The sequence below is a fragment of the Pseudomonas caspiana genome (assembly GCF_040224095.2).
Classification (GTDB): Bacteria; Pseudomonadota; Gammaproteobacteria; order Pseudomonadales; family Pseudomonadaceae; genus Aquipseudomonas; species Aquipseudomonas caspiana.
In genome coordinates this window covers 2297354-2322115 of the sequence record NZ_CP167995.1, presented here as the reverse complement: position 1 = coordinate 2322115, position 24762 = coordinate 2297354, and the positions used below count along the sequence as shown (strand labels likewise).

The window sequence follows — 24762 nt, the reverse complement described above, 5'->3', positions numbered from 1 at the left end:
CCGGTACAACTGGATTATTGAAGGCCAGAAGGCGTCAGGCCGGAGCTGCTCCGGTGGTCATTGGCAAGCTGAGATCGGCGGCCCATTCTTGAAGCGAGCCGTCGTAAATGAAGACGTTGGAGCGTTCAAGCAATGTAAGCGCCAGCGCCTGCGCAGCGGCGGAGATCCCTCCCCCGCAATACAGAATCAGCGGTGCAGAAGACTCCAGTAGTGGAGCAAGTGCGACTTGCAGAGCATCGGTATTGAGGTAGCGCCCGTGCTCATCGAACAGCGTACGGGCGGCAAGATTGATACTGCCCGGGATATGCCCGCGACGTGCATAACGGCTCACCGCTGTGCCATCGAACAGCGCGGCTGACAATGCACACACCAGCGTGCCGGGGCGTTCCCCCGCCAGAACAGCCTGAACGCCTGGACGATCAATCCAGAAGCCGTCCTGGAAATCGGCTTGCCAGTTCACCGGGCGAGCGACTACGGATCCCGATTGCTGAGGTAAACCGGCGCGCTGCCAGGCACGCAAGCCCCCATCAAGTACCTGCGCCTGCAGGCCGAGACTGCGCAGCATCCACCACAGGCGAGCGGCCCAGAATCCGTCGTTACGGTCATACACCACGACGCGTCGCTGAGCGTTGACACCCAATGCCGCCAATGCGGTGCTCAGGGTCTGAGCATCTGGCAAAGCGAAACTGAACGAAGCGTGCGGATCGCTGAGGCCAGCCGCGTACAGGTCCGCATGCAGCGCACCGGGAATGTGTACCTGCAACCAGCCGTCACGACCGCTGCCCGCTTGATAATCAGCATCGAAACGTGGCGCTGGCAACTCGACCGTGGCATCCAGAATCAGCACATCTGACCTGTCCAGAATGGCGTGCAGTTCACTGACCTGAATCAGGATGGAGCGCGCTGACGAATTCATGACAGCACGCCCTCCGCGAGACTACTGATATGTGTAAGCAAACGCTGACCTTCAGCTCCATTGAACCAGCGCGTATGACCCATGAGGTAGGCGTCGTAAGCAATATTGGCACTGGCGACGGAACCCACTACACCTTGGTAATAAGCAATTTCAGACAAGGCGAAATCCGTGTGCACCAGCGGCAGGAGCACGGCCAGTGTCTGGAAATCCTGCGCCGACAGCGGCCTCACACGTTGGTAACCGGCGACAATTGCATCCACGGACTCCAGCGATGCTGCGGCACTGTCGCCGCTGTCCAGCTCCAGCCACGGCACGCAGTTACGTTCAAGCGCGGTCGCGAGATCAAACAAGGCAAAGGTCTGATCGGCGAGCCCAAAGTCCAGCACACTGCTGACCTGGCTGGCTTGCGACTCAGTGTTCCAGAGCAAATTGGACGCGTGCCAGTCGTTATGGGTCCACAACGGTTGTTGCTCGGCCAGCAACGGATACAACGCCCGATGAAACGGCAGATGCAGCTCCGTCAGATCACTGCGCCAGTTGCGCTGGTTTAAATAATCCGCGAGCGCTGGGTTGGCATTAGCCGCATGTTCAATGGCCGCTATGGGATCGCGCTGACTGAATAGACGGAAGTTGGCCAGCAACACCGGCGCCTGTCGTGGCGGCGCGCAGTAACCCGCAGCAGCCTCATGCAGTCGAGCCAGCGCCTGACCGGCAGCCAACGCATGCCGATGCTCTGCAAACGGCGTCCAGGACAGCGCCTCACGATACAGATCCTGCCCCGCCGCGATGGCATGCACCTCATACGTCCACTCGCCGATAGCGATGGCGGTTTCACCCTGCTCGTCCGCCAGCACGTCAACGACCGGCACACCGTTGCGTCGAAGATGAGCCATGAAGCGATGTTCTTCGCTCAACCAGCCAGGCTCCCGCACCGAGCGGTGATGACGTTTGACGAACACCGAACCGGTCGAAGTGCTGACGAGGCAAGCGGCCGAAAATGGCCGAGGGCTGTGCCAGGTCAGAGCCCGCAACTCGCCGACACCGGGAAAGCGCCGCAATAACTGTTCGACCGCCCCGGCGGAAATGGCAGGCCAGTCCGGCGCTACCGGCTCCACCCCCAAACCGTGGCCGATCAATCCCTCGACGGCCATCACACAAGCTCCGGCAGGTACGCGTTAGTGGTCGCACCTTGCCAGGCATTGCCATCGTCCAGCACCTGATACTCATGCAACCACTGCGCATAAGGTTGCAACAGGCTTTGGCGCTGCTCGCCCCACTGACCTTGATGTAACCAGGTGGGCGCAATTCGTTGCAGGGATTGGGCAAGCAGCTCGCTGGGGAAGTAAGGCGTGACGTGCTCGTAAGACTGCAAGGCGCTCAATGGATCCTGCGCGGCGGCAAGGAAGCCGCGAGCAGTGACCGCCACGAATGCGCAGATCAGCTCAGGCTCAGCGGCCAGAGTGTCTTCGTGCGCGCCCAGCAAATAGCTGTGATACGGCGGAGCACCGATTTCATCCACTGGCCAGACCACACGGCGCTCTTCAGCAACAGGGCTGGCCATTAACGCCTCCCAGGCCCAGTAACCGCCAAAGCTGGCGTCCGCGACACCTGCCGCCAATTGCTCCGGGCGCAGTTCGCGTACGCCGCTGTCGACCATGATTACCGCATCCGGATCGCCGCCGTCTGCCGCCACCAGATGACGAACCATGGCCAGACCACGAGGTGTCGGGTTCAGCGCGAGGCGTCGGCCGACCAGATCCCGTGGTCGGGAAATCCCTGAATCGGTGAGGGTCTGGATTGACTCGAGGCCACGGTGATTGATCGCTGCGATGCCCTGCAACGGCTGGCCCAGCGCCCGGCGCACCAACAAACGATTGCTCGGGAACACGCCGAACTGCACCGCTTTGTTCAGCAGGTGCTGGAGGGTATCGCCGTGCCATGGATCGTGTACGACCAGTTCGACATCCAGTCCGGCCTCGCGGTACCAGCCGCGCTCGCGAGCCAGATAAAACCCTGCCGAATTCGGCCAGGGATGGAAGTACTCGAGCATCACCCGTACAGCAATCATCACCGCGCTCCTGCCCTGCCACTTCTCCGTGTCGGGCCCTGTTTTTGAGTGAGCGATTTATAAAGGTGAAATCTGGTATATACCAATATCGTTTATTGCTATGGATATAGCTGATTGTATTTTGGAGTGCAGTTACTTAGCGGGTCAGCTTCAACCGGGAAGAGGTCAGTGCAGCCGACGCTTTTCCATCGTCAGAGCCATCGCCTTCCCGGATAAATTCGGTCCCACAGGAGTATTTCGAACCCGTGGGAGCGAGGCTTGCCTGCGATAACGTCACCAAAGGCTAACTGTCAGGCCTGGATCTCCCTTGTTAAAAATCCTGTCTCAAACCCGCGATTGACGCCCGAAAAACGGATGGCTTGGGTCGTTGTAGCCGGGTGTCGAGGAGTGCCCGGTGACAACAAGATCATTCACGAACGCCTCGTCTTCGGCTGTGAACGCATAGTTCAGCGCAGGCACGTAATCGTTCCACTGCTCTTCGGTACGCGGACCGGCAATGGCCGAGGTGACCAGCTTGTTGTTAAGCACCCAGGCCAAGGCAAATTGACCAGACGTGATGCCTCGCGCTGCGGCATGGTCCTTGACTCGCTGGGCCAGGTTCAACGACTCGGCGCGCCATTCGGTCTGTTGCAGGCGTGGGTCGTTACGCCCGGCGCGGGTACCTTCGGCCGGAGGCAGAGTTGGATCGTACTTGGCGGTCAGAACGCCACGGGCCAGCGGGCTGTACGATACCACGCCGATCCCGTAGTACTCGGCCGCAGGCAAGTGTTCGACCTCAATCTGACGGTTAGCCAGGTTGTACAGAGGTTGAGTGGCAGCAGGACGTTCGATGCCCAGCAAGTCAGCAGTACGGCTGAACTCTGCGAGTTTCCAGCCACGGTGGTTGGACAAACCATAGGAGCGGATCTTGCCCGCACGGATCAGGTCCGACAGCGCCCGCAGGGTTTCTTCCACCGGCACGCTGTCATCTTCGCGATGCAGATAAAGCAGGTCGATGTAATCAGTGTTCAAACGCTTGAGGCTGGACTCCACCGACTGAAGGATGCTGGCCCGTGACGCACCACGATCATTCGGCGCACGGCCACCGGGATTGGGGTTGCCGAACTTGGTAGCCAACACCCAGTGCGAACGACGCTCGGCGATCAATCGGCCTACCACTTCCTCGGACGCTCCGCCGTTGTAGTTGTTGGCGGTGTCGATGAAGTTGATGCCCTGTTCAAATGCCTTGTCGACAATGCGCTTTGCGACCGCATCATCGGTCTGCTCACCGAACATCATAGTGCCCAGGGTAAGTGGCGAGACCTTGACACCGTTGCGGCCAAGGTTGCGGTATTCGATAGCGCTCATGGGTGCTCCAGAAATGGGTGGATGACTTCGGCGTTGAGTTGGCTCGCCCTGCAAGATACTCCTGAAACAGATGCATTGGGATGCTAATCAAGGCCTGTACAATCCAATTCTGATCCACAATAACTCAAGGACGTCTCGATGCGCGCAGCCAGTTCACTGCTTACCTTCTCTCTCATTTCCAGCCTGCTTGTCGGCTGTGCACCCCACCCGACAACGCCGGATTCAATATCAGGTCCCTATACGAGTACGCCACAAAGCGTGGTATCCGACCGGGCGGATATGGACTTCCAGAATGACGGCGTCTATTTCAAGACTGAGGCTAACAAGCAAACCGCAGCGCTGTTCAGTGAAAGTCTGAACGCCTGCCTCCGGTCGCAGGTCGACGACTACAAACTGAATGGCCAGGGCGTACAGGTCATGCGCTCACTTGGTTTTTCCGAATCCAAGATAATCAATGACGGTAGTCGTCTGTGTATGGAGAGCAAAGGCTGGACGCTCTACAAAGCTATAAGCGGGCAGGCGCAACGGATCAGCAACAGCCAGACCCGTTACGCCAACATGTCCGAGATGGAGCTTAAAAGCGCCAGAGACCTAGTGGTCAGCCAGCGCAAGTGGTACCTGACCTACGAGCCGCAGGTGCTTGCTGTAGGGGATCTACTGCAATGATTTGATAAGCTAGCGCGGCCTCATTCTGGATGCCGCGCTAACTGATCCGGCTCCAGTCATTCAGGATAATCCGGGGAATTGATCGACAAGCCCCAGCCTGGGCACGACACTGCCCCGCTCCAGCAAGGCACCCGGCGCCACCACCGCATTGGCGCCGATTCTTGTGCCGTCCCCCACCAGCGCGCCAAATTTTGCGACGCCGGTTTCAATGACCGTATCGCCGTACAGAATCCGAATATCCGCCCCGGCAAATTCATTGCGATAGTTCGCGATCACCGCGCCAGCCTCGATGTTCACGCCCTGGCCCAATAACGAGTCGCCGACAAAATTGAAGTGGGCCAGCTTACTGCGGTCGAGCATGAAGCTGCTTTTCAATTCGCAACTGGGACCGACAATACAGTCGCTGCCAAGAAACACACCGCCGCGCAAATAGGCACCTGCGGCAATAAAACAGTTGGGGCCGATGACGATCGCTCCCTTGAGTACAGCGCCGTCTTCGACCTTAGCAGTCTTATGAATGGCGATATCACCCTGACGCTCATAGTCGGGGCCAAGGTTTGCGAGGACTCTGCGGACAAAGTGCTCGCACTGCTCAGTGACAGCCCATGGGGAAGTGACCTCCGCGCCCAGGCTTAGTGCCCCCCAATGTGTGATGAATTCTGAAATCGATATCCCGTGCATCCAGGGTCCCTCTGAAAGTTGAGATTGAACTGTAGCTACTCAGGAGCGGCAGGTTCAGCCAATGATTGCACAGTTCAACCCGCCCCCTGTGTTTGCTACACGACAGCGTGATCTCATAAACAGGAGCTTTCCATAAAACTACGTTTAACCACCGGCATGGATGGAGGGGTTGGAGTGAGGCTTGCCCGCGCATCAGCCGAGGCTGGCAAATCAGGCACGCCGGTGTCTGGCAAAAAAACAAAAATTGCCATGTGTTTCTTTCGTTCTTTCATACGTCGCAAGTTTCACTGTTCGTTTTTCTATGTCTGGAGCGCCCTCAATGCTTTCCCCCAAATCCCTGCCCACTGCACTGTTGGGTCTGGCCCTTGTCTGTCCGGCGATAGCTGAGGCTCAGGAAGTGGAACTGGGCCAGGTGCTGATTAGTGATCAGGAGCGAGGTGGCGAGGACCCGTCAGTCGAAGACGCGAAGGAACAACTTGCCAAGGTACCCGGCGGCACCAACGTGATCGACCTGAAGCGCCCTCTGCAAGGCCGCGTGGCCAGCAATCAGGACGTGTTGGCGTATCAGCCCGGCGTCTATGCCCAGTCCGCTGGCAACGAGGGGGTGAAGATTTCAATACGCGGCTCGGGCATAAACCGCGCACCGGGCGCCCATGCTTCAGGGCTGTATGCGATGCTCGACGGCCTGCCACTCACCGGCCCCGGCGGTACGCCCTATGAGTTGCTGGAACCGTTGTGGCTCGACCATGTGGAAGTGCTGCGCGGCGCGAACGCATTTGACCGCGGCGCTCTGGCGCTGGGCGGTGCCATCAACTATGTCAGCCATACTGGCTACGATGCGCCACTGCTGCAGGTGCGCTACGTCACAGGCAGCCACGGTTATCAGCAACGGCAGATCAGCTCCGGGCAAGTGCTGGGCGACTTCGACTATTACGTCGCGATGACCGATGCCCGATCCGATGGCTATCAGGACCACACGTCCAGCGAAAGCCAGGGCGTCATTGCCAACTTCGGCTACCGCTTCAACCCGAATCTGGAAACGCGTTTCTATTTTCGTCACCGTGAGACTGATAACGAGCTTGCCGGGCGGGTCACCAAGAACTCCATTGAGCACAACTCCCGCGCAGCCAACCCCGTTTACGAATCGCGGGATTACAGTCGCGACCAGCCGGGCAGCACGTTTATCGGCAATAAAACCACTTGGTATATCGACGACGATTCGAGCATTCAGACCGGCCTCGTCTACCACGACTACCCCATGGACTTGCGTGAAGGCCCGAACCGTCTGCGAGTGGCCTATACGGATGTCAGCGGCACGTTCGATTACAAGCGCCGCGACACGCTTTGGGGTCTGGAAAGCAATAGCACGCTGGGCTTGCGCGTGACCAAGCACCTGCCCAACTCTGGCGCCAGCGAGTTTGTGCGGGTCCCCGTTGGCAACACCGCCGCTTACGCACCGGGCACGCGCATTCGCGATTTCACTTATCAGGGTTCGGACACGGTTCTGCATGTCGGCAATGATCTGGAAATTGCCAATGATCTATGGCTGACCACCGGTCTTGCGGCGATCTACACCCGGCGTGAAAGTGCCGTTACCTACCCTGACGGCGGTGGCAAAACCAGCATGGGCGACTGGGACTATGCGCCACGACTGGGCATGCGCTATCAACTGACGCCTGACATGCAGGTGTTCGCCAATCTCAGCCGATCGGTGGAAGGCCCGCATCCGTGGTCGTTGATCTACAGCTCCAACCAATTGTTCCCGGCAGGCAGCGGTGTCGCCACCGGTGCCCAGCGAGACCCGGTCAAACTGCGCAACCAGACCGCTACCACGCTGGAAATTGGCGGCCGCGGCGACAGTTCGCTCGGCGAATGGAGCCTGGCCTGGTACTACGCGCAGGTACGTCATGAACTGCTTTCGGTGCTGCCGGACGCCAACGCGACGACGCCCTACGAACTCAACGCCAGCCCCACCGTGCACCAAGGCGTAGAGGCCAGTCTGCAAAGCAAGCTGTGGTCCCATGAAGGCGGCGAGCTGAGTTTGCGTCAGGCTTATACCTTCAGTGATTTCCACTACCGCGACGATGATCGCTTCGGCGATAACCGCCTGCCGGGTCTGCCAATGCATTACTACCAAGGTGAGTTGCGCTACGACTGGCCGCAAGGCTTCTTCGCAGCCCTCAACACCCAGCTAGTGTCCAAAGCCGCCGTGGATTATGCCAACAGCTACTACGCAGACCCTTACGCGCTGTTCGGGGCGACAGTGGGTTACAACGCGGCGAAGAACGACTGGGAAACCTGGGTGGACATGCGCAACCTGACCAACAAGCATTACGCCGCCACGGTTACACCGGGCTACGACGACAGGGGGCTGGACGCAGCGCGCTCTACGCCAGGTGAAGGCCTTGGGGTTTATGTCGGGGTGTCATGGAGTTTGCGCTGAGGTCCTGAACGGCTGTCTTTAAGCAGTTTGAAGCTGCTAGGATTCCGGCCTGCTATTGGCGTACTCACCGCTTGACGCTAAGGACTTCGATTGAATACCGCTGCACTGCCCCGCCGTCCCGGCAACGGCAAAATAGCCCTGCTCGGGCTGCTGCAAATATTGTCGTGGGGCGGGTCGTTTTACCTGCTGGGTGTTTTGGCCGACCCTATCGCGGCTGACACGGGCTGGCCCCATCAATGGGTGCTGGGCGGTGCCTCCATCGGCTTGCTGGTGGCCAGCCTGTTGTCACCCCTGTGCGGACGACTGATTGCCCGCATCGGCGGACGCAGAGTGCTGGCCACGCACGGCCTGATTCTCGCAGCAGGCCTCTGGTTGATGGCGCTCGCGCCATCGCTGCCGGTATTTCTGCTGGCGTGGGTGGTCATCGGCGTCGCCATGGCCAGCGGCCTTTATGATGCGCTATTCACCTCATTGGGCTCGACTTACGGGCTGGAAGCGCGGCCGATCATCGTCGGCATCACCCTGATTTCAGGGTTCTGTACCACCGTTATCTGGCCGTTGCTGGCAGTTATGGATCACCTCATGGGTTGGCGCATGACCTGTGGAGTGTTCGGCACCGTTGTGCTGTTTTTGCTTTATCCGTTATATCGCTATGCGCTCGACGCCCATGTGCCGGTCGCGGCATCGGCACACGCCAGCCAAGGCAATGGCGCCCCGCTTGCGCCCTCCATCTACTGGTCCATGACGGCGCTGTTCGCCATCGCTGCGGCGTTAATGACGTGTCTTTCCATCGTGATTCTGACCGTCCTGCAAGCCCGCGGGCATAGCCTGGCATCGGCGATTGCACTGGCAGCAATGATTGGCCCTGCGCAGGTGTTATGCCGGGTCATCGACCTGATGTTCAAGCGCAAAGCGCCGATGTTTACAGCCCTGCTGTCCAGCGGCATGACGGCTCTGGGTTTGCTGTTGGTCGATTTCGCGCCCGCTCTCGTGGCTTGGGGCCTGGTGTGTTACGGCGCGGGTAACGGCCTGCGCGCCATCGTGAAAAGCACTTTGCCTTTGGTGGTGGTGCATCAGAGCGATTACGCGGTGGTGTCCGGCAAAATGGCCCGCCCGGCATTGCTGGCACAGGCCGTAGCGCCGATTGCGTGCGGCTACGTCATATCGGAAATGGGCAGCGAGGCGATGATTCACGTGCTCACGGCCATGGCGCTGATTGCGTTTGGATTGTGCCTGTGGCTGGCGAGACTGGTGGCGCGGCGAGCGGCCTGACAGACCGAACTGCAATGCGCTTTCCTGTAGGAGCTGCCGAAGGCTGCGATGGTGGTGCGTCAGGGTGATCCTTCGCAGCCTTCGGCAGCAGCCACAGAAAACGCATTTCAACGCAGTGTTTGCATATTTTTTTGGTAGGAGCCAACTTGTTGGCGAGGCGTCATATCCATACGCAGGCCTATAGCCTCGCGAACAAGTTCACTCCTTGGAAGCTGCTCCAACACCTACAGCGTGTAGGAAATCCCGGCCTGAACGGTGCGCGGTGCACCTGGATAGGCGTAGATATTGCCGAAGGCCCCCTCGTCGTAATGGCTGTCAAACAGGTTTTTCAGATCAAGATTCAGCCGGATCTTGTCGTTGACCTTGTAGAAAGCGAGCAGGTCCACCACGGTGTAGCTGTCCATGGAAAACGCATTCGCGGCGGTCTGCCCGGCGCGCTGATCAATGTACTTGCCACCTACTCCGAGACCCAGACCTTTCAAGTCCCCGTCCTGAAACTCATAAACGTTGAGCAGACTGAAACTGTTTTCGGGGATATTCACCAGACGCGTACCGGTCTTGAGCGTGTTGTCCTTGGTCACTTCAGCATCGACATAGGCGTACCCCCCAATCACACGCCATTCGGGTGTCAGGTTGCCCGCCACATTCAGGTCAAAACCACGGCTGCGCACTTCCCCGGCGGCAACACTGAACGTGTTAACGACAGGGTCGGTGGTCAGCACGTTACGTTTTTCGATCTGATACACCGCCGCGTCAATACTCAGTTGGCCATCCAGTGCTTCCCACTTGAGCCCCATCTCGAACGATTTGCCCTGCTCCGGCTTGAAACCACCGCCCAGCCGGGCCGCACCATTGTTGGGTTTGAACGAACGCGCCGCATCGGCATAGATGGCGACGGTGTCGGTGAGGTCGTAAATCATGCCCAGGCGCGGGGTGACGGCGTTGTCGCTTTTCGACCAGGACCTGACTCCGGGCACGTAGGACTCGTACTCGTGTTCGAAGCGTTCGAAACGTGCTCCCGCCAGGACCTTCAGGCGCTCGGTCAGGGCCACTTGATCCTGAATGAACGCTGCGTAGGTCTTCAGGTTTTCCTTGTCGTCAGTAGGTGTACGGGTCAACGCCGGACGAGGCTGACCGTAAACGGGATTGTAGATATCAATAGGGTAAGCACCGACCGCACCGCTTGAGCGCTGAATAATCGACTTGTAGTCATAGTCTTCGTACTCGATGCCGGTCAGCAGCGTGTGATCGAATCCTCCTGTGGAGAAATGCCCGGTGAGGTTCAACTGGGTATCTTTCGACGTCCACTCCAGCTTGCGGTAATTGAAGTTGCGACCCAGCGTCCGCCCATCCGCCGCCAGCCCGTTGGCCTCAATGGCATTGCCTTGCAGGGTGCCGTCGAGCCACTGAGTGCCGCCGCCCAGGGTCCAGTTATCGTTGAGCATGTGCTCGAAACGCAACTGCGCCATGTTGTTGTCATTGTGAAGTTTGCCCGCGTCTTTCTCGCCAAAGAACGTATCGCGGGAGGCGGTACTGGTTTGCGCGGGATAGCGCGTCACGCCTCGATCCAGAGGATGATTGTTGCGCATGAAATCGCCTTCGAACGTCAAGCGCGTTGTGTCACTGACCTGCCAGGTCAGCACGGGTGCCACGCCATAGCGCTCGGTTTCTACATGATCCCGGAAAGTATCGCCGCCCTCGCCCACCACGTTGATGCGGTAGGCCAGACGGCCTTCTTCGTCCAGCGGACCGGTCGCATCCAGCGTGCCGCGACGCATGCCCTGATCGTTGATCTGGCTGCCCAGAGTCACCTGGCGCTCGGCAAGCGGCTGCTTGGAGATCACGTTGAACGTACCGCCCGGGTCGCCGCGGCCGTACAAGGTCGTCGCCGGCCCTCTCAACACCTCAAGACGCTCGATGGTGTTGGCATCCGGCATGTTGGGGTAACCGCGGTTGATCGGGAAACCGTTGCGGTAGAACTCACCCGTGGTGAACCCCCGGACCGTAAAGGTCGTCATGCCCTGGCCGCCAAAGTTATTGGCCCGGCCAACGCCACCGGCGTAATCCAGTGCGTCCTGCAAACGGGTCGCGCCAATATCCTCGACCACATCCCGCGAGACCACGCTGATGGACTGTGGCGTCTCATGGATCGAAGTATCGGTGCGCGTGGCGCTGGCTGAGCGCGTTGCCCGGTAACCATTTACCGGACCTTGCGGGTTTTCGGCGGCAGAGGTGCTGTTGATATCCGTCGCCTGAAGTTCAACAGGTAACTTTTCAGTCGTTGTTTCTTCGGCGAGGGCGGATACGGAATAAGCATTAAAAAGGCACAGTGAAACAAGAATTCGACGCATGAACATGCTGACCTTATAAGAAACCGGGCACACCTGTAGCCCGGCAATATTGTAGGGCAATGTTACTACGACTCATTCCCAATTACACACGATTCTTATACAGATCAGTACATTGCGATTGGGTCTTCTACTTGAAACGTCCTGTACGCGCCCTGCGCAAAGCAGGTGGTCAACCAACCGGATCATCGAATTGCGGCAATCAGGAGCTCACTGACTACAGTAGACCGAGCACTAATCAACGGACTTCAGCGCGGAAGGTGACTGTGGACAGGTTTCAAGAAATGAAGGTGTTGCTGGCAGTGACAGAGGCGCGCAGCCTTGCAGGTGGGGCCAGGCTGCTCGGCATGTCGCCGCCCGGCGTGACCCGCGCCATTGCCGCTCTTGAAAAGCGCCTCGGCATTTCGCTGCTGGCGCGAAGCACTCGTAGCCTGCGACTCACCGAAGCCGGTCAGCGTTACGTCGAAGACTGCAGACGCATTTTGCTGGAGCTTCAGGAGGCCGAAGAGCAGGCCAGCGGAAGCAACATCCGGGTACGCGGCAACTTGACGGTGACCTCCTCGGTCATGTTCGGGGAGCTGTTCCTGATCCCACTGATTACCGACTACCTCCACGAACACACCGAAGTAACCGTCAATGCGCTGCTCGTTGATCGACTGGTCAACATCGTCGATGAAGCCGTGGACGTCGCGATACGTATCGGTCAACTGCCAGAGGGGGATTTTCATGCGCTCAAAGTGGGTGAAATAAGGCCGGTGATCTGTGCCGCTCCGCAGTTTCTGGATCGCGTCGGCAGACCCGACACCCCGCAGGATCTGCAGACCGCGCAGATCGTCATGTCTTCTGCCAGCACCCTGTTAACCCACTGGGAGTTCGATGGCCCGGACAGTGAGCTTTCCCTGTCACCGCAACCGCGTCTGGTGGTCAGCTCCAATCAGGCGGCAATCAATGCCGCACGCATGGGCTGGGGATTCACGCGTGTTTTGTCCTACCAGGTGGCGGAGTCAGTCGCCAAAGGCGAACTCGAGATTGTGCTCGATGCATTCAGCACAAAGCGGCTTGCAGTTCACATCCTTTACCAAAGTGGTAGACCGCTATCAGGCAAAGTGCGCACGTTCGTCGACCACTGCTACAACGGCCTCCTGAAACATCCCGCCCTGCTTGAAACCAAGACGGAGTAGCGCCATGAGCCGGTATCGGGAAATGGAGATTTTCGATGCGGTGGCCCGGGCCGGCAGCCTGGCGTCGGCAGCAAGGCACATGGAGCTGTCGCAGGCCACGGTTATCCGCACGATGACAATACTGGAAGGCCGTCTGGGTTGTGCCCTGCTGATCCGCAGCCCGCGCGGGGTCAACCTGAGTCCGGAGGGTGAACTCTTCGCGACACGTTGCCGTTTGATCCTGCAGGACATCGCCGATGCTGATCGCTCGGTGCGTGGCATACACACCAATCCTGCCGGACACCTGACAGTATCGCTGCCGCTGCTGATGACTCATCAGGTGTTCATGCCGATTGCCCTTGAGTATCTGCAAGCATTTCCTGATGTACAGGTGCTGACCCGCTCCCGGGAAAACACTCCCAAGCTGCTGGAAGAAGGCATCGATGTCGCCCTCGTGGTCGGCCATCTTCCCGACTCAAGCGGGTTCGCCATTCCGATCGGTACGGTAAAGCCGCTGATTTGCGGCTCACCTGAGTACCTGAATAAATGGGGACGCCCCAATACCCCTGAGGATATCAAGGCGCATCGAACCATCCTGACCAGTTCAATGGATCATTTAGCCGAATGGCGCCAACCCTACAGCTCGTCCTGCCGACCTTTCAGGTCGACGCCAGTCCTGACCTGTACGACCCGGCATGCCGCTATTCAAGCTGCGGTGTCCGGACTGGGGTTGACCCAATGCATGAGCTACGAAGCTCATCAGGAACTGCACAGCGGTATGCTCGAACCTGTACTGGAGCGCTTCGCCACACCCAATCTACCGGCGCAACTCATGTCCCGCGAGGGTCGGAAAGCGTCGGCGCGCGTCCGGACGTTCCTCGACTTCGCGGTACCTCGCCTGCGTGCTCACCCGGCCTTCCATCACTGAACCAGGTCAGTTGCTGGACAAGTCCGGACTCCGTCATTTCAGAAAATGAAATTGTGGATTGCCCAGTCTGGTGATTCTGCCCACACGCCGACGGGCGCAGTATGCCCCCTCAGCGTGAGTCCCCCGCTTCGGCCCGACGCTGCCACCCAAGGAGCTTCAGACATGACCATCAAACTCTATCGTCACCCTCTTTCAGGCCATGCACACCGCGTCGAGCTACTGCTGGCGCTGCTCAATGTGCCTCATGAGCTGATCTCTATCGATCTGGCCAAAGGTGAGCACAAGCAACCCACCTTTCTCGCCCTGAACCCGCTCGGGCAGGTGCCGGTGATAGACGATGAAGGCACCGTTGTCAGTGACTCCAACGCGATTCTGGTTTATCTGGCGAAGCGTTACGATAAAGGTCAGTGGCTGGCAGAAGAACCTTTCGCCGCCGCGCGCATTCAACGCTGGCTGTCGGCAGCAGCAGGCCCGCTGGCCTATGGTCCGGCCTCTGCCCGGCTGATCACGGTATTTGGCGCGAAGCTCAATGCCGATGAGGTCATCAGCCGTGCCCACACCCTGCTCAAGGAGATGGAGCGCGAGCTGGGCGCTTCACCGTTCCTGGCAGGCGCCACGGCAACCCTCGCAGATATCGCGAACTACGCCTACATCGCCCACGCCCCGGAAGGCAACGTGTCGCTGGAGGACTACCCCAATGTGCGCGCCTGGCTGGAACGAGTGCAGGCGCTTCCCGGTTTTGTCCCGATGCAACACACCGCTGTAGGCCTACAGGCAGATTGAGCCCCCCGACTGTCTACTCGAGAGTGCCCTACCATGGAATATGTGCTCCCCAAACACCGTCAGTCCCCTTGGCACGCAGGTGAAAAAATCCTTCAGGAACGGGTCGGCGTGTCTGACCGGATGGAGATTTTTGGCCAGAAGGTGATCCGCGACTACATGCCCGATCAACACCGGGACTTTTACCAGCAGTTGCCTTTCATGATTGTGGGTGCAGTGGATGCAGAACACAGGCCATGGGCAACCCTCATCGAAGGGCCGGACGGTTTCATCACCTCTCCCGATCCAAGGCGCCTGACCCTGCATGTATCGCCTGACCAGCAAGACCCAGCGGCTATGGGCCTGCAAACGGGCGATGCGATCGGCATGCTGGGGATCGAGTTGCATACACGACGCCGCAATCGCATCAATGGAGTGATCACAGAGACTGCAGAGGATCGGCTGGAAATAGCCGTCGAGCATGCTTTTGGCAATTGCCCCCAGTACATCCAGAAACGTAACTTTTCCAGAGAGCCGGTCATCACCGGGTCCCCGTCCCGGCGCCTGGACCTTACTGCGCTGGACGACCGGACAAGCAAAATCATCCGCGACGCAGACACGCTATTTGTCGCCAGCTACGTTGATCACGAGGATCAGCAACGCTCCGTCGATGTATCGCACCGGGGGGGAAGACCGGGGTTCGTCAAAGTGGAAGGCAACCATCTGACGATTCCGGACTACGCCGGTAATTTACACTTCAATACGCTGGGTAACCTCGAGGTCAACCCCAAGGCCGGTTTGCTGTTCATCGATTTCGAGACGGGCGACGTGCTGCAACTCACCGGGCGTACCGAATTGATTCTGGAAAGCCCGATGATCGCGGCCTTTGAAGGGGCTGAGCGCTTGTGGACCCTTGATGTGGAGTCCGTGGTTTTTCGCCCTGCGGCAGTCTCGATCCGCTGGGCCTTTGAGGACTTCGCACCGACCAGTCTGATGACAGGCACCTGGGCCCAGGCGGATCAGCGACTGCAGCAAAGCGAGCAGCGTCGGCAATGGCATCAGTGGCGAGTGACTCGCGTCGAGCAAGAAAGCACAGAGATCCGCTCGCTGTTCATCCAGCCCGTGGACGGCAGCACCGTGACGTTCGCTCCGGGGCAACATCTGCCCGTTCGTTTGCCCGCAGGCAATGGTGCAGCGCTGATCCGGACCTATAGCATTTCCAGTGCGCCCTCTGACGGCCATTTGCGCATCAGCGTTAAAATGCAGGGCCCTGCGTCACGCTACCTGCACGAAAATCTGCGCGTAGGCGACACGCTGGAAGTACGCCCGCCACTGGGCAGCTTCACGCTAAAAACCGATGTAGACAGGCCGGCGGTATTGATCGGCGCAGGCGTGGGGATCACCCCTCTGATATCAATGGTGCGAGAGCTGGTCGATCAGATCGAAAAGCAGCAACGCAAGCAGCCCGTGTACCTGTTTCAAAGCGCCAGAACCTTGAAGGATCTGCCCTTCCAGAACGAACTCAAAGTGCTCCTGCAACGAGCATCGGGCCTTGTGCATTGCTGGCGTGTGCTCAGCGCGCCTGAAGATGATGCGGTGATGGGCGTGAATTACCAATTCTCGGGGCGGTTGGGACTCAGGCACGTCACGGCCAATCTGCTACTCGACGATTACGACTTCTATGTGTGCGGTCCTGCAAGCTTCACTCAGGACATCTACGACGGTCTGCAGAAGGTCAATATCCCGGATTCGCGCATTCATGCCGAGGCGTTTGGCCCCTCGACACTCAAGCGTAATATCGCCGGGGAAACACCGGCGCTTGCCCAATTGCCTGCCGCCAGCAGCCCGGTACCGGTCTACTTCGCGGAGTCAGCCAAGGAAGCTCGCTGGACACCGCAAAGTGGCAGCCTGCTGGAGCTGGCAGAAAGTCGGGGACTGTCTCCAGACTTCAGCTGTCGCGGGGGCTCGTGCGGAACCTGCAAGACCCGCCGGGTCAGCGGCAATGTCCACTACCCGAATCCTCCGGCAGAAATGCCAGAGGAGGACATGGTCCTGATCTGCTGCGCTGTTCCGGCAGAAGACCAGAGCGGGATCCATCCGCTGGTCCTTGAACTGTAGGTGCTTGAACTGTAAATGCCTGGACTGTAAGAGCTTGAGCTGTACCGGGCCGAGTTGTAGCGGCATCGCCGCTACAACAAGCTCTCATCAACCAGAACGCAATTTCGGGGTTGACCGAGATCCGATGTTTGTTGCGCGACAGCGCGGCCTGAGAGGCGTACTCGAGGAGCGTGATGTAGCGGGCAGTCACGCCTGTGAAGAAGGTTCAGTATCGAGATGGCTCATGCGGATGATACCCAAGTCATCGCGCAGCTCGTTGATCAGCGCCAGGACGTCTTGATGGGTTTTGAGCTGGTCAATGGCGATCCCGATGACCATCAGATCGACACGCCCCGACTCTCGGTCAAAAACGCGAACGCTCAGGGACGCATCGCCCCCGACCAGACACTCGCACGCCAGTGGCTCGAAACTGCCTTCGATTTCCTGACGTACCTGTGAGAGCCAGCTCACCGCTGGCCACCGTTTAATCGACCATCGTGCATCCGGGAGCGTTTGAAAGTCTGCAACTGAGGCCCCTGAAAAGGTACGGAAAATGGACCGTCAGGTTAAAGAAAAAGGCCTCACCACCAACAGACGAATTTGCACTGGTGGCACTAGTGCATTTGCACTTTCGACTAGTGCTATTGCTTGTGTTTGTCACTTGCAAATAACGCCCGCTCGCGTGCCCAGACAATTGCCTCGGCCCGGCTGTGCACACCTAGCTTGGAGTACATGGTTGCCACGTGATTGCGTACCGTATTGGGCGCAAGCTTCAGGCGTGCGGCGATTTCCTTGTCGGCCAGACCTTCGCAGATCAATCCCAGCACATCCTTTTCCCGAGTGGTCAGATCTGTCAGCGAACTGCCTGGCAATTGCGGAGCTTTGCCCTTCTTCACGTTGGCGAGTTTTTCGATCAGTGAACGGGCAAACCAGGAGGCGTCCTGCATGACTTCTTCGATGGCGGCGATCAATTCCAGGTCAGATCGCTTGCGCTCCGAAATATCCATGAGCACCAGCAGATAACAGGGGACGTCCTGAATGACCACCGTATCGGCAGACAGCACACAGTCGATGACCTCATCACCATGCTTGCGCACCTTGAGTTCCATGCCCTCGATGCTGCCGACTTTCTTCAAGACATCGAAAATCTGTTCACAAGTCTTTTTGTCGTCAATGAAGCCGAGCTCCTGAATGGATCGGCCCGTCAATTCCTGAGCGGTAAAACCGGTGGTATTGATGAAGGCATTGTTCACCTCGACGACAAACTGCGACTCGGCATTGCACACCAGAGTCGGCACGGGTGTCAGCCGAAAAGCCTTGGCGAAGCGCTCTTCGCTCTGGCGCAACGCAGTTTCGGTTTTGCGACGAGGCTCCATGTCCATGAATGAAAACAGCATGCAGTCATCTTCATTGATATCCAGCGGCTGCCCGGCGACGATCACCAGCTTGCTGCCGCCATCGGGTAGTTTCAGCTCGGCTTGCATCTGCGGGATGGTGCCACCGTCGTTCAGACGCTCGATGGCCAAATCCTTGCGCTCGGCATTTTCCAGCACGTCCAGTTCATAAACCGAACGGCCTATCACTTGCTCGCGGCTGTAGCCGGTCATTTCCAGAAACCCCGGGTTGACCTTGATGTAACGCAAATCGCTCAGCCGACAGATAACAGCCGGTGCTGGATTGGCCGCGAACGTGCGCTCGAAACGCTGCTCGGCACTGGCCAGTTCAGTGGCATCGGTAATGATCAGCGCCATTAACTCCGGCTCACCGGAGCGGCCGTCCAGAACCATGCTACGCACCCGATGCACCCAGCACTTCTCTTCATCGCTTGCTGGCCTGACCTCCACAACGACATCACTGAAGGATTCCCCTTGGGCGATTCGGCTGATCGGGTAGTGGTCCAGCGAAAGTGGGTGATTGTTGCGATAGCGCAGATGGAACCGCGACGCATATTCTCTGACGTTACGACCCAGCTCCTTGACGTGATTGACACCGTGCATCGCCAGCGCGGACTCATTGGCCCACAGAATGCTCTGATCCAGTTCGATCAACAGCACCCCGTCCGACAGGCCACCAATAATGCTCTGCAGTTGTCGACGATCGGTTTCTCTCTCAAGGACTGTCTGACTCATGGTTCCTCCATTCCATGCCAACGAGCGCCCTGCACGCGGCGCAGCAGCCGCGGCGGATCATTGCTCAACGTCGGTATGACAGTGGACCCTTGCCGGGAATTCCAAATAATTCAACGGTGTCCGGCTGGAATGTAACTCCTGTGACAGCCCTACGCGATTGCATGGAACCGTTGGAACGCTTCACCCAGGTGATCGCATTCAGATGAAAACTTGCGCCGACGCAAACCTTTTTCGAAGCGGCGGCTCCAAGCTCAATCATCGACCAATCGAGACATCCCGTGGACGCCCTTACCCAACGCCGTAATAACCGTTCACTGGATGCTCTGAATTTCTTTCTAGCCGACGTTCGCGACGGACTTGGACCTTATCTGGCCATCTACCTGCTGGCGGTTCATCACTGGGACCCGGCCAGCATCGGCGTGGTCATGACAGTTGCCGCGATAGCGGGCCTGATCACCCAAGGACCGGCAGGCGCGCTGATCGACAGCACCCATTACAAACGCGCAGTGGTCGCGGTGGCTGCGCTGCTGGTGACGGCAAGTTGCCTGGTGCTGCCCTTTACCTCCTCGGTCAGCCTGATTGCCATCACCCAAGCGGTCAGCGGGATCGCCGCATCGGTGTTCGTCCCGGCCATCGCCGCCATTTCGCTGGGGATCACTGGCCCCAAAGCATTCACCCGCCGAACCGGACGCAACGAAACCTTCAACCACGCGGGTAACGCCTGCGCAGCAATGCTGGCTGGCGGCTTTGCATACCTTTTCGGCCCTATCGCAGTGTTTTATCTGATGGCGGCAATGGCAATCGCCAGCGTCATTGCAGTCAGTTGCGTGTCGGCCAAGGCGATTGACCATGATGTGGCCCGCGAGCTGAGCCATGGAGATGCACAGCACGGCGCTCAGCCTTCCGGCTTCAAAGCATTGGCAAGCAACAAAACGCTGCTGTTATTTGCCGCCTGCTGCGCCCTCTTCCACTTGGCAAACGCAGCGATGCTGCCGTTGGTGAGCCAGAAGCTGGCACAGGTAAATCTGCAATTGGCGACCCCGTTGACCTCGGCCTGCATCGTCGCGGCCCAATGGGTCATGGTCCCCATCGCACTGCTGGTGGGGGCCAAGGCTGACGTGTGGGGGCGCAAACCATTGCTGCTGGCAGGGTTTCTGATCCTGCCAATACGCGGTGTGCTCTATGTGTTGTCCGATAACCCTTTCTGGCTGGTCGCCGTGCAATTGCTTGACGGTATAGGTGCAGGGCTGTTCGGCGCGTTGTTTCCATTGGTGGTAAAGGACCTGACACAAGGGACTGGACGCTTCAGCGTGAGCCTTGGGGTCATCTCCACGATATTCGGTCTGGGCGCGGCGCTGAGCAACGGTCTGGCCGGACTCATCGTCCAGCATGCTGGCTACAACGCGGCGTTTCTGACCCTTGCGGCCATCGCCACGGCAGCACTGCTGTTGCTGCTGGCGATGCCGGAAACGCTAAACACCTCCGAGCGTCCGGGAGGAACGACGGACTCCGCCCTCCCGCAGACGGTGTGAAAACTACTGCGCTCGGCAATACTGCGTGAGAAAACAGCCGAAAAAATGCTCATTTTCGCTACGTTTTCACACAGCCTGCCCGGCCGCATGATGCTGGATCACATCAACTCCTGGCTGGGCGCTCACTGCGCGCCCAGTCGGTGACCAGACTGTAACCCACAGCCAATAGCGTCGGGCCAATGAACAGGCCGATGAAGCCGAACGCCAGCAAACCACCGAAGACACCCAACAATACGATCACCAGCGGCAGGTTACCGCCGCGACTGATCAGGTAAGGCTTGAGCACGTTGTCGACACCACTGATGATGAACGTGCCCCAGATGGCCAGGAAGACGGCCATTCCATAGTTACCATTCCACGCCAGCCACGCCGTAGCAGGAATCCACACCAGCGGTGGTCCCATCGGGATCAGGCTGAACATGAACGTCATGATGCCCAGCACCAAAGCACCCGGCACGCCAGCAATCAGGAAACCGATCAACGCCAGCACCGCTTGCGCGGCAGCGGTGCCGATCACGCCATTGACGACTCGCTGAACAGTGCCTGCCACCAGATCCAGGTAATACTGCGCCCGGTCACCGATCAAGCGTTCCAGCAAACGCAGCACAAAAGCCGCCAGTCGTGGGCCGTCGCGGTAGAAGAAGAATACGAACACCAGGCTCAGCGTCAGTTCGAGAATCCCGCCGCCGATCTGCGCACTGCGCGCCAACAGCCAGTTACCCACCTGGCCAAGATACGGCTTGATGGTCGTCATCATTGCCGCGCCCTGTTCATCGATGCTGTTCCAGAATGCGACCAGCCGCTCGCCAACCAACGGAACACTGCCCAACCAGCCGGGTGGATCGGGCAGACCGTCGACCTGGATATCCTTGACCAGCGCTGTTGCATCACGCACATGGTCAGCCAGATTGAAGCCAAGCCAGACCAGCGGCGCGGCGACCAGAACCATCCAGCCCAGACTCAGGATCAATGCCGCAAGCGACTCGCGGCCGTCGAGCCAGCGTGTCAGCAAACGCATCAGCGGCCAACTGGCAAATGCCAGCACCGCGCCCCAGAACAGCGCCGACCAGAATGGCGCCATCACCCAGACACAGGCGCCGAGCAGCGCCAGGAGCAGGATCTGCACCAACAGGCGATCGTTATTGAACATGAGCAGTTTCCAAAAGAAGGGTCAGGACATCAGAAGTGAAGCATAACGGCGAACAGTGACAACGTCAGTGTCCGCCGTGGACCAGCGTATGAGCTGCGTTCAGCGAATGAGTTCGATAAGCAGGCCAGGTGTATCGCCGCTTCCTGCTTCCAGACGGGCCGCTCGTACCCCTTTGCTGACCAGCGCCTGACGCCAGGCTTCGGCTTGCGGACCGGATACCGTGGCGCGCAGGCTGCTGTCGAGATTCAGACCACGGGATAATAGCGTCAGCCATGCGTCCTGAGGCTCACCCACCAGCTTGGGCAGAGCCAGTTTGCCGGTGCTTTTCAATTGCCTGAGCAGCGTACCCGAAGTGGGCATCAGATCGCCCAGTGGCGCGGCGGAGTCGAACTGTTCGACATGCAGGTAGGCCCGGCGATTACCGCGGGTGATGCTGTAGAGAGCGACCAGGGTATCGGCTTTGGGCTCGGCCATACGCAGCAACAGATAAGCCTGCTGCTCATCAGCGCCGTACAGTTTGGCATTGCCGAATACCTCGTTGGCCCACAGGCTGCTTTCACCGCAGTCACGGGCCTGACACCAGAACAACAATTCGGCATTTTGCGCCTGCAAGGCCTCACGTGCAACCGTGAAAGCCTCATAGGACGTGCGTTCAGCAGGCAACTGATAGGTCACGCCGGTCACATTGCCCCTCGCGCTGACCTGGCCGTCAAAGCGCAACTGGCCACTGATCTTTCGGATCGAGCCCATGGGATAGATGCGTTCCAGCTCGGAAGCCGGACGATAATCGACAATTTCGGCGTCGGTCAGCCTTGGCACGATCTGCAGATCGCTGCTGCCGGGGACATCGGCAGCCCATAACGAAGTGCTGAATGCAGATGCACACAACGCCACTCCAAGCGCGCGAGTAAAACCCATAGACGCGCTCATCGCGGCACGTTCAGGGAAATAGCGTTAACGGGCAGTTCAAAGGGTACAACGATACATAGATCCATCATGATTGATTCCTGTTTCAACCCGCTCAGCCTCGGCAGTTGCCTTGCGCAAGTCAAGGCGCAGCGAAGAAGCGATTGAAACAGTCTGCAACAGCGCTTGCCCCGGCTTCATCATTCAAATGCAAATGATGGCCTCCTGACAGGCCCGTAACCTCAAAAGGCAGCCCTGAAAGCAGCGATTCGTTCTGCGCCAGCAACCCTTGAGAAGCTACTACCAAATGTGTCGGACAGCGGATTGCGTCGACAAACGCCATCGCTTGTTGGCGAGTGATACGAATCGCCGAGGGCAACATCAGGCGTCCGTCACTGCGCCAGGTGTAACCATCCGGCACAGGCATCAAACCACGCTGAGCGAGTAACTCAGCGGCCTCACGCGTGACAGCGACCGCGCCCTTCATTCGCGCGCAGATGGCTTGATCCTGATCGGGATAAACCGGCTTGCGCTTGTTTGCCAGCCGAAGTTGCGCCTGCAAGGATTTACCCAATTGCCCTGGCGCATCATCGGCCTCGCCCATAGGCGGAATAAGACCGTCGATCAACGCCAGCCGCGAAACACGTTCGGGCAACGCTCCGGCCAGGAACACCGAAATAATTGCTCCCAGAGAATGGCCGAGCAACGAAAACTGCTGCCAGCCGAGTTGCTCGGCGACTTGCAGCACGTCATGAACGTAATCCGCCAACGCATAGCCCGCCCCCGTTGGCCGGTGACTTGAATGCCCATGCCCCGCGAGGTCCAACGCAACAATACGCAAGCCATGAAGTTGCGGGGCCAGACGCGCGAAGCTGTTGGCATTATCGAGCCAGCCATGCAGGGCAATCACTGGCAGGCCATCCTCGGGACCAAACAGATGGGCAGCCAATTCGATGTGCGGCAGACTCAGGCGAACCTCTTCGACTGAATGGCTCATACGCGAGCGCCTGCGGCCCATCGGCTAAACAAAGACTTGAGCATCTGTGCGGTCGCTTCAGGCTGCTCCAGTGGAAACATGTGCCCGCCCGGCATCGACAGATATTCGCCCAAAGGCATTCGCCTGACAGAGCGCGCATGGTGGCGCATGACCACTCGGCTGTGCTCACCACGCACCATCGCCAGCGGCACTTTGAGCTGCCGCGAAGGCCCAGGACTGGTGTGCGGCACACTGCGGTAGATACTGATTTCCGTAGCAGGGTCGAAACGCAGGCGCAGCTGTTCGCCATCGCTTCGCAAGCCGTGCTGCAGATAGGCATCGAGACACTCGGGATCAAAGCGACGGAACAGGGTTTTGCCAGAGAAGTAACGACGCGCCGATTCAAGATCGGCAAACGCGTCGCGACGCCCCAGCGTACGCCCGGCCGGGGTAATGCGGTCAATAAAACCAAAGCGCTTGGCGGCGCGGATCATCCATTGATCCGCCAGGGTCAGCACCGGGGAATCAAGCATGACGACGCCGCGATACAGTTCCGGGCTGCGCATCGCCGCATGCAAGTGCAATACGCCGCCCAAGGAATGACCAACACCCCAGACGGGTTCAGGCTGCTCGCGCAAATGGTGAATCAGCTCATCCACCAGGTTCAGCCAGTTGTCATCCACCGGGAAACGCGGGTCATGGGCATGTTGCTCCAGATGGCTTACGGCGTAGTCCGGCGCGAGCGCGGAGAATAGCTTGCCATAAGTGCCGGACGGAAAACCGTTGGCGTGAGCGAAGAACACCTGTTGCGACATGCCAGAGCACTCATTGAGCCAAATCAGTTGCGATTGTGCGCAATGAGCTGCTCACTCGGCAATGATCGTAATGGCCATCGCACACGACGATCCGGCCACCATACGGCATAACCGGCACCTAACGCGCCGGAGGTTCCTGCCCCAGCGGTACCACGGCAACGGTCAACCGCGAGATGCAACTGGCCTTGCCATCCTCGCTGGTCAAACGAATATCCCAGACATGAGTGGTGCGACCGATGTGCACCGGATACGCCACGGCCGTTACCCGACCACTGCGCACGCCGCGCAGATGGTTGGCATTGACCTCAATGCCGACGCAGAAGTATTTGCTGGTATCGATGCACAGATAGCTGGCCGACGAGCCCAGGGATTCAGCGAGCACCACCGAAGCACCGCCATGCAGCAGACCATAAGGCTGATGAGTGCGATGGTCGACCACCATACTTGCGGTCAGGGAGTTCTCAGTAAAAGACTCGAAGCGAATATCGAGCAGTTCGAGAATGGTGTTCTTACTGTTGGCATTCAGTTGTTCAAGATCCGGAGTTTCGCGCCACAGGCCCATATTCAAT

21 protein-coding genes are annotated in these 24762 nt (G+C 58.8%); 8 read left to right on the top strand and 13 right to left on the bottom strand.

Going from position 1 to position 24762, the window contains the following annotated elements; genetic code table 11:
- Nucleotides 1–34 precede the first annotated feature (34 nt).
- The 4 genes from ABRP31_RS10665 to ABRP31_RS10650 form a co-directional block, all read right to left on the bottom strand.
- On the bottom strand, nt 35–916 hold the full coding sequence (locus ABRP31_RS10665; RefSeq protein WP_349972275.1) for a rhodanese-like domain-containing protein: 882 nt from the start codon (nt 914–916) through the stop codon (nt 35–37).
- The gene (locus ABRP31_RS10660) at nt 913–2067 is read right to left on the bottom strand and encodes a phosphotransferase (RefSeq protein WP_349972274.1); all 1155 of its coding nucleotides are present in this window, start codon (nt 2065–2067) and stop codon (nt 913–915) included. The genes ABRP31_RS10665 and ABRP31_RS10660 overlap by 4 nt, the downstream gene beginning before the upstream one ends.
- On the bottom strand, nt 2067–2984 hold the full coding sequence (locus ABRP31_RS10655; RefSeq protein WP_349972273.1) for an ABC transporter substrate-binding protein: 918 nt from the start codon (nt 2982–2984) through the stop codon (nt 2067–2069). The genes ABRP31_RS10660 and ABRP31_RS10655 overlap by 1 nt, the downstream gene beginning before the upstream one ends.
- Before the next feature lie 324 nt (nt 2985–3308).
- On the bottom strand, nt 3309–4331 hold the full coding sequence (locus ABRP31_RS10650; RefSeq protein WP_193441862.1) for an aldo/keto reductase: 1023 nt from the start codon (nt 4329–4331) through the stop codon (nt 3309–3311).
- A gap of 138 nt (nt 4332–4469) precedes the next feature.
- On the opposite strand from ABRP31_RS10650, the gene ABRP31_RS10645 reads away from it, so the two are divergent.
- Complete coding sequence (locus ABRP31_RS10645; RefSeq protein ID WP_349972272.1) at nt 4470–4997, top strand: hypothetical protein; 528 nt, start codon at nt 4470–4472, stop codon at nt 4995–4997.
- 60 nt (nt 4998–5057) lie between these two features.
- On the opposite strand, the gene ABRP31_RS10640 is transcribed toward ABRP31_RS10645, so the two are convergent.
- Nucleotides 5058–5678, bottom strand: coding sequence for a DapH/DapD/GlmU-related protein (locus ABRP31_RS10640; RefSeq protein WP_349972271.1), 621 nt, complete (start codon nt 5676–5678; stop codon nt 5058–5060).
- Between the two features lie 319 nt (nt 5679–5997).
- Between ABRP31_RS10640 and ABRP31_RS10635 the strand changes: the two genes are divergently transcribed.
- Both ABRP31_RS10635 and ABRP31_RS10630 read left to right on the top strand, forming a co-directional pair.
- Nucleotides 5998–8121, top strand: coding sequence for a TonB-dependent receptor domain-containing protein (locus tag ABRP31_RS10635; protein WP_349972270.1), 2124 nt, complete (start codon nt 5998–6000; stop codon nt 8119–8121).
- A 90-nt stretch (nt 8122–8211) separates the two neighbouring features.
- Nucleotides 8212–9393 carry an MFS transporter gene (locus ABRP31_RS10630; protein ID WP_349972269.1) on the top strand — a complete coding sequence of 394 codons (1182 nt, stop codon included), beginning with the start codon at nt 8212–8214 and terminating at the stop codon, nt 9391–9393.
- 224 nt (nt 9394–9617) lie between these two features.
- Here ABRP31_RS10630 and ABRP31_RS10625 read toward each other — a convergent pair whose 3' ends face one another.
- A complete protein-coding gene (locus ABRP31_RS10625) occupies nt 9618–11744 on the bottom strand; it encodes a TonB-dependent siderophore receptor (protein ID WP_349972268.1) in 2127 nt (708 codons plus the stop codon).
- A 281-nt stretch (nt 11745–12025) separates the two neighbouring features.
- Between ABRP31_RS10625 and ABRP31_RS10620 the strand changes: the two genes are divergently transcribed.
- The 4 genes from ABRP31_RS10620 to ABRP31_RS10605 all read left to right on the top strand — a co-directional run bounded on the left by ABRP31_RS10620 (nt 12026) and on the right by ABRP31_RS10605 (nt 16706).
- Nucleotides 12026–12922 (top strand): LysR family transcriptional regulator, encoded by an 897-nt coding sequence (locus ABRP31_RS10620; protein WP_349972267.1) that lies wholly within the window; start codon nt 12026–12028, stop codon nt 12920–12922.
- Nucleotides 12923–12926: 4 nt separating this feature from the next.
- Nucleotides 12927–13829 carry a LysR family transcriptional regulator gene (locus ABRP31_RS10615; protein ID WP_349972266.1) on the top strand — a complete coding sequence of 301 codons (903 nt, stop codon included), beginning with the start codon at nt 12927–12929 and terminating at the stop codon, nt 13827–13829.
- A gap of 162 nt (nt 13830–13991) precedes the next feature.
- Nucleotides 13992–14612: a glutathione S-transferase gene (locus ABRP31_RS10610; protein ID WP_349972265.1), complete on the top strand. Its 621-nt coding sequence runs from the start codon at nt 13992–13994 to the stop codon at nt 14610–14612.
- Between the two features lie 33 nt (nt 14613–14645).
- Nucleotides 14646–16706, top strand: a complete 2061-nt coding sequence (locus ABRP31_RS10605) for a pyridoxamine 5'-phosphate oxidase family protein (protein WP_349972264.1) — start codon at nt 14646–14648, stop codon at nt 16704–16706.
- 186 nt (nt 16707–16892) lie between these two features.
- Here ABRP31_RS10605 and ABRP31_RS10600 read toward each other — a convergent pair whose 3' ends face one another.
- Together ABRP31_RS10600 and ABRP31_RS10595 are read right to left on the bottom strand one after the other, a co-directional pair.
- Nucleotides 16893–17156, bottom strand: coding sequence for a DUF1652 domain-containing protein (locus ABRP31_RS10600; RefSeq protein WP_087267963.1), 264 nt, complete (start codon nt 17154–17156; stop codon nt 16893–16895).
- A 170-nt stretch (nt 17157–17326) separates the two neighbouring features.
- The gene (locus ABRP31_RS10595; protein WP_349972263.1) at nt 17327–18814 is read right to left on the bottom strand and encodes a helix-turn-helix transcriptional regulator; all 1488 of its coding nucleotides are present in this window, start codon (nt 18812–18814) and stop codon (nt 17327–17329) included.
- Nucleotides 18815–19092: 278 nt separating this feature from the next.
- Here ABRP31_RS10595 and ABRP31_RS10590 point away from each other — a divergent pair, with 278 nt between their 5' ends.
- A complete protein-coding gene (locus ABRP31_RS10590; protein WP_349972262.1) occupies nt 19093–20346 on the top strand; it encodes an MFS transporter in 1254 nt (417 codons plus the stop codon).
- Nucleotides 20347–20449: 103 nt separating this feature from the next.
- Here ABRP31_RS10590 and ABRP31_RS10585 read toward each other — a convergent pair whose 3' ends face one another.
- From ABRP31_RS10585 to ABRP31_RS10565, 5 genes are all read right to left on the bottom strand, one after another.
- Complete coding sequence (locus ABRP31_RS10585; RefSeq protein WP_349972261.1) at nt 20450–21496, bottom strand: AI-2E family transporter; 1047 nt, start codon at nt 21494–21496, stop codon at nt 20450–20452.
- 99 nt (nt 21497–21595) lie between these two features.
- On the bottom strand, nt 21596–22426 hold the full coding sequence (locus ABRP31_RS10580) for a DUF4892 domain-containing protein (RefSeq protein ID WP_372489365.1): 831 nt from the start codon (nt 22424–22426) through the stop codon (nt 21596–21598).
- 118 nt (nt 22427–22544) lie between these two features.
- Complete coding sequence (locus ABRP31_RS10575) at nt 22545–23399, bottom strand: alpha/beta hydrolase (RefSeq protein ID WP_349972260.1); 855 nt, start codon at nt 23397–23399, stop codon at nt 22545–22547.
- Entirely contained in the window at nt 23396–24193 is a 798-nt protein-coding gene (locus ABRP31_RS10570; protein WP_349972259.1) for an alpha/beta hydrolase, read from the bottom strand. Before ABRP31_RS10570 ends, ABRP31_RS10575 begins: the two co-directional genes overlap by 4 nt.
- A 118-nt stretch (nt 24194–24311) precedes the next feature.
- Nucleotides 24312–24755, bottom strand: coding sequence for a hotdog fold thioesterase (locus ABRP31_RS10565; RefSeq protein WP_349972258.1), 444 nt, complete (start codon nt 24753–24755; stop codon nt 24312–24314).
- Nucleotides 24756–24762 lie beyond the last annotated feature (7 nt).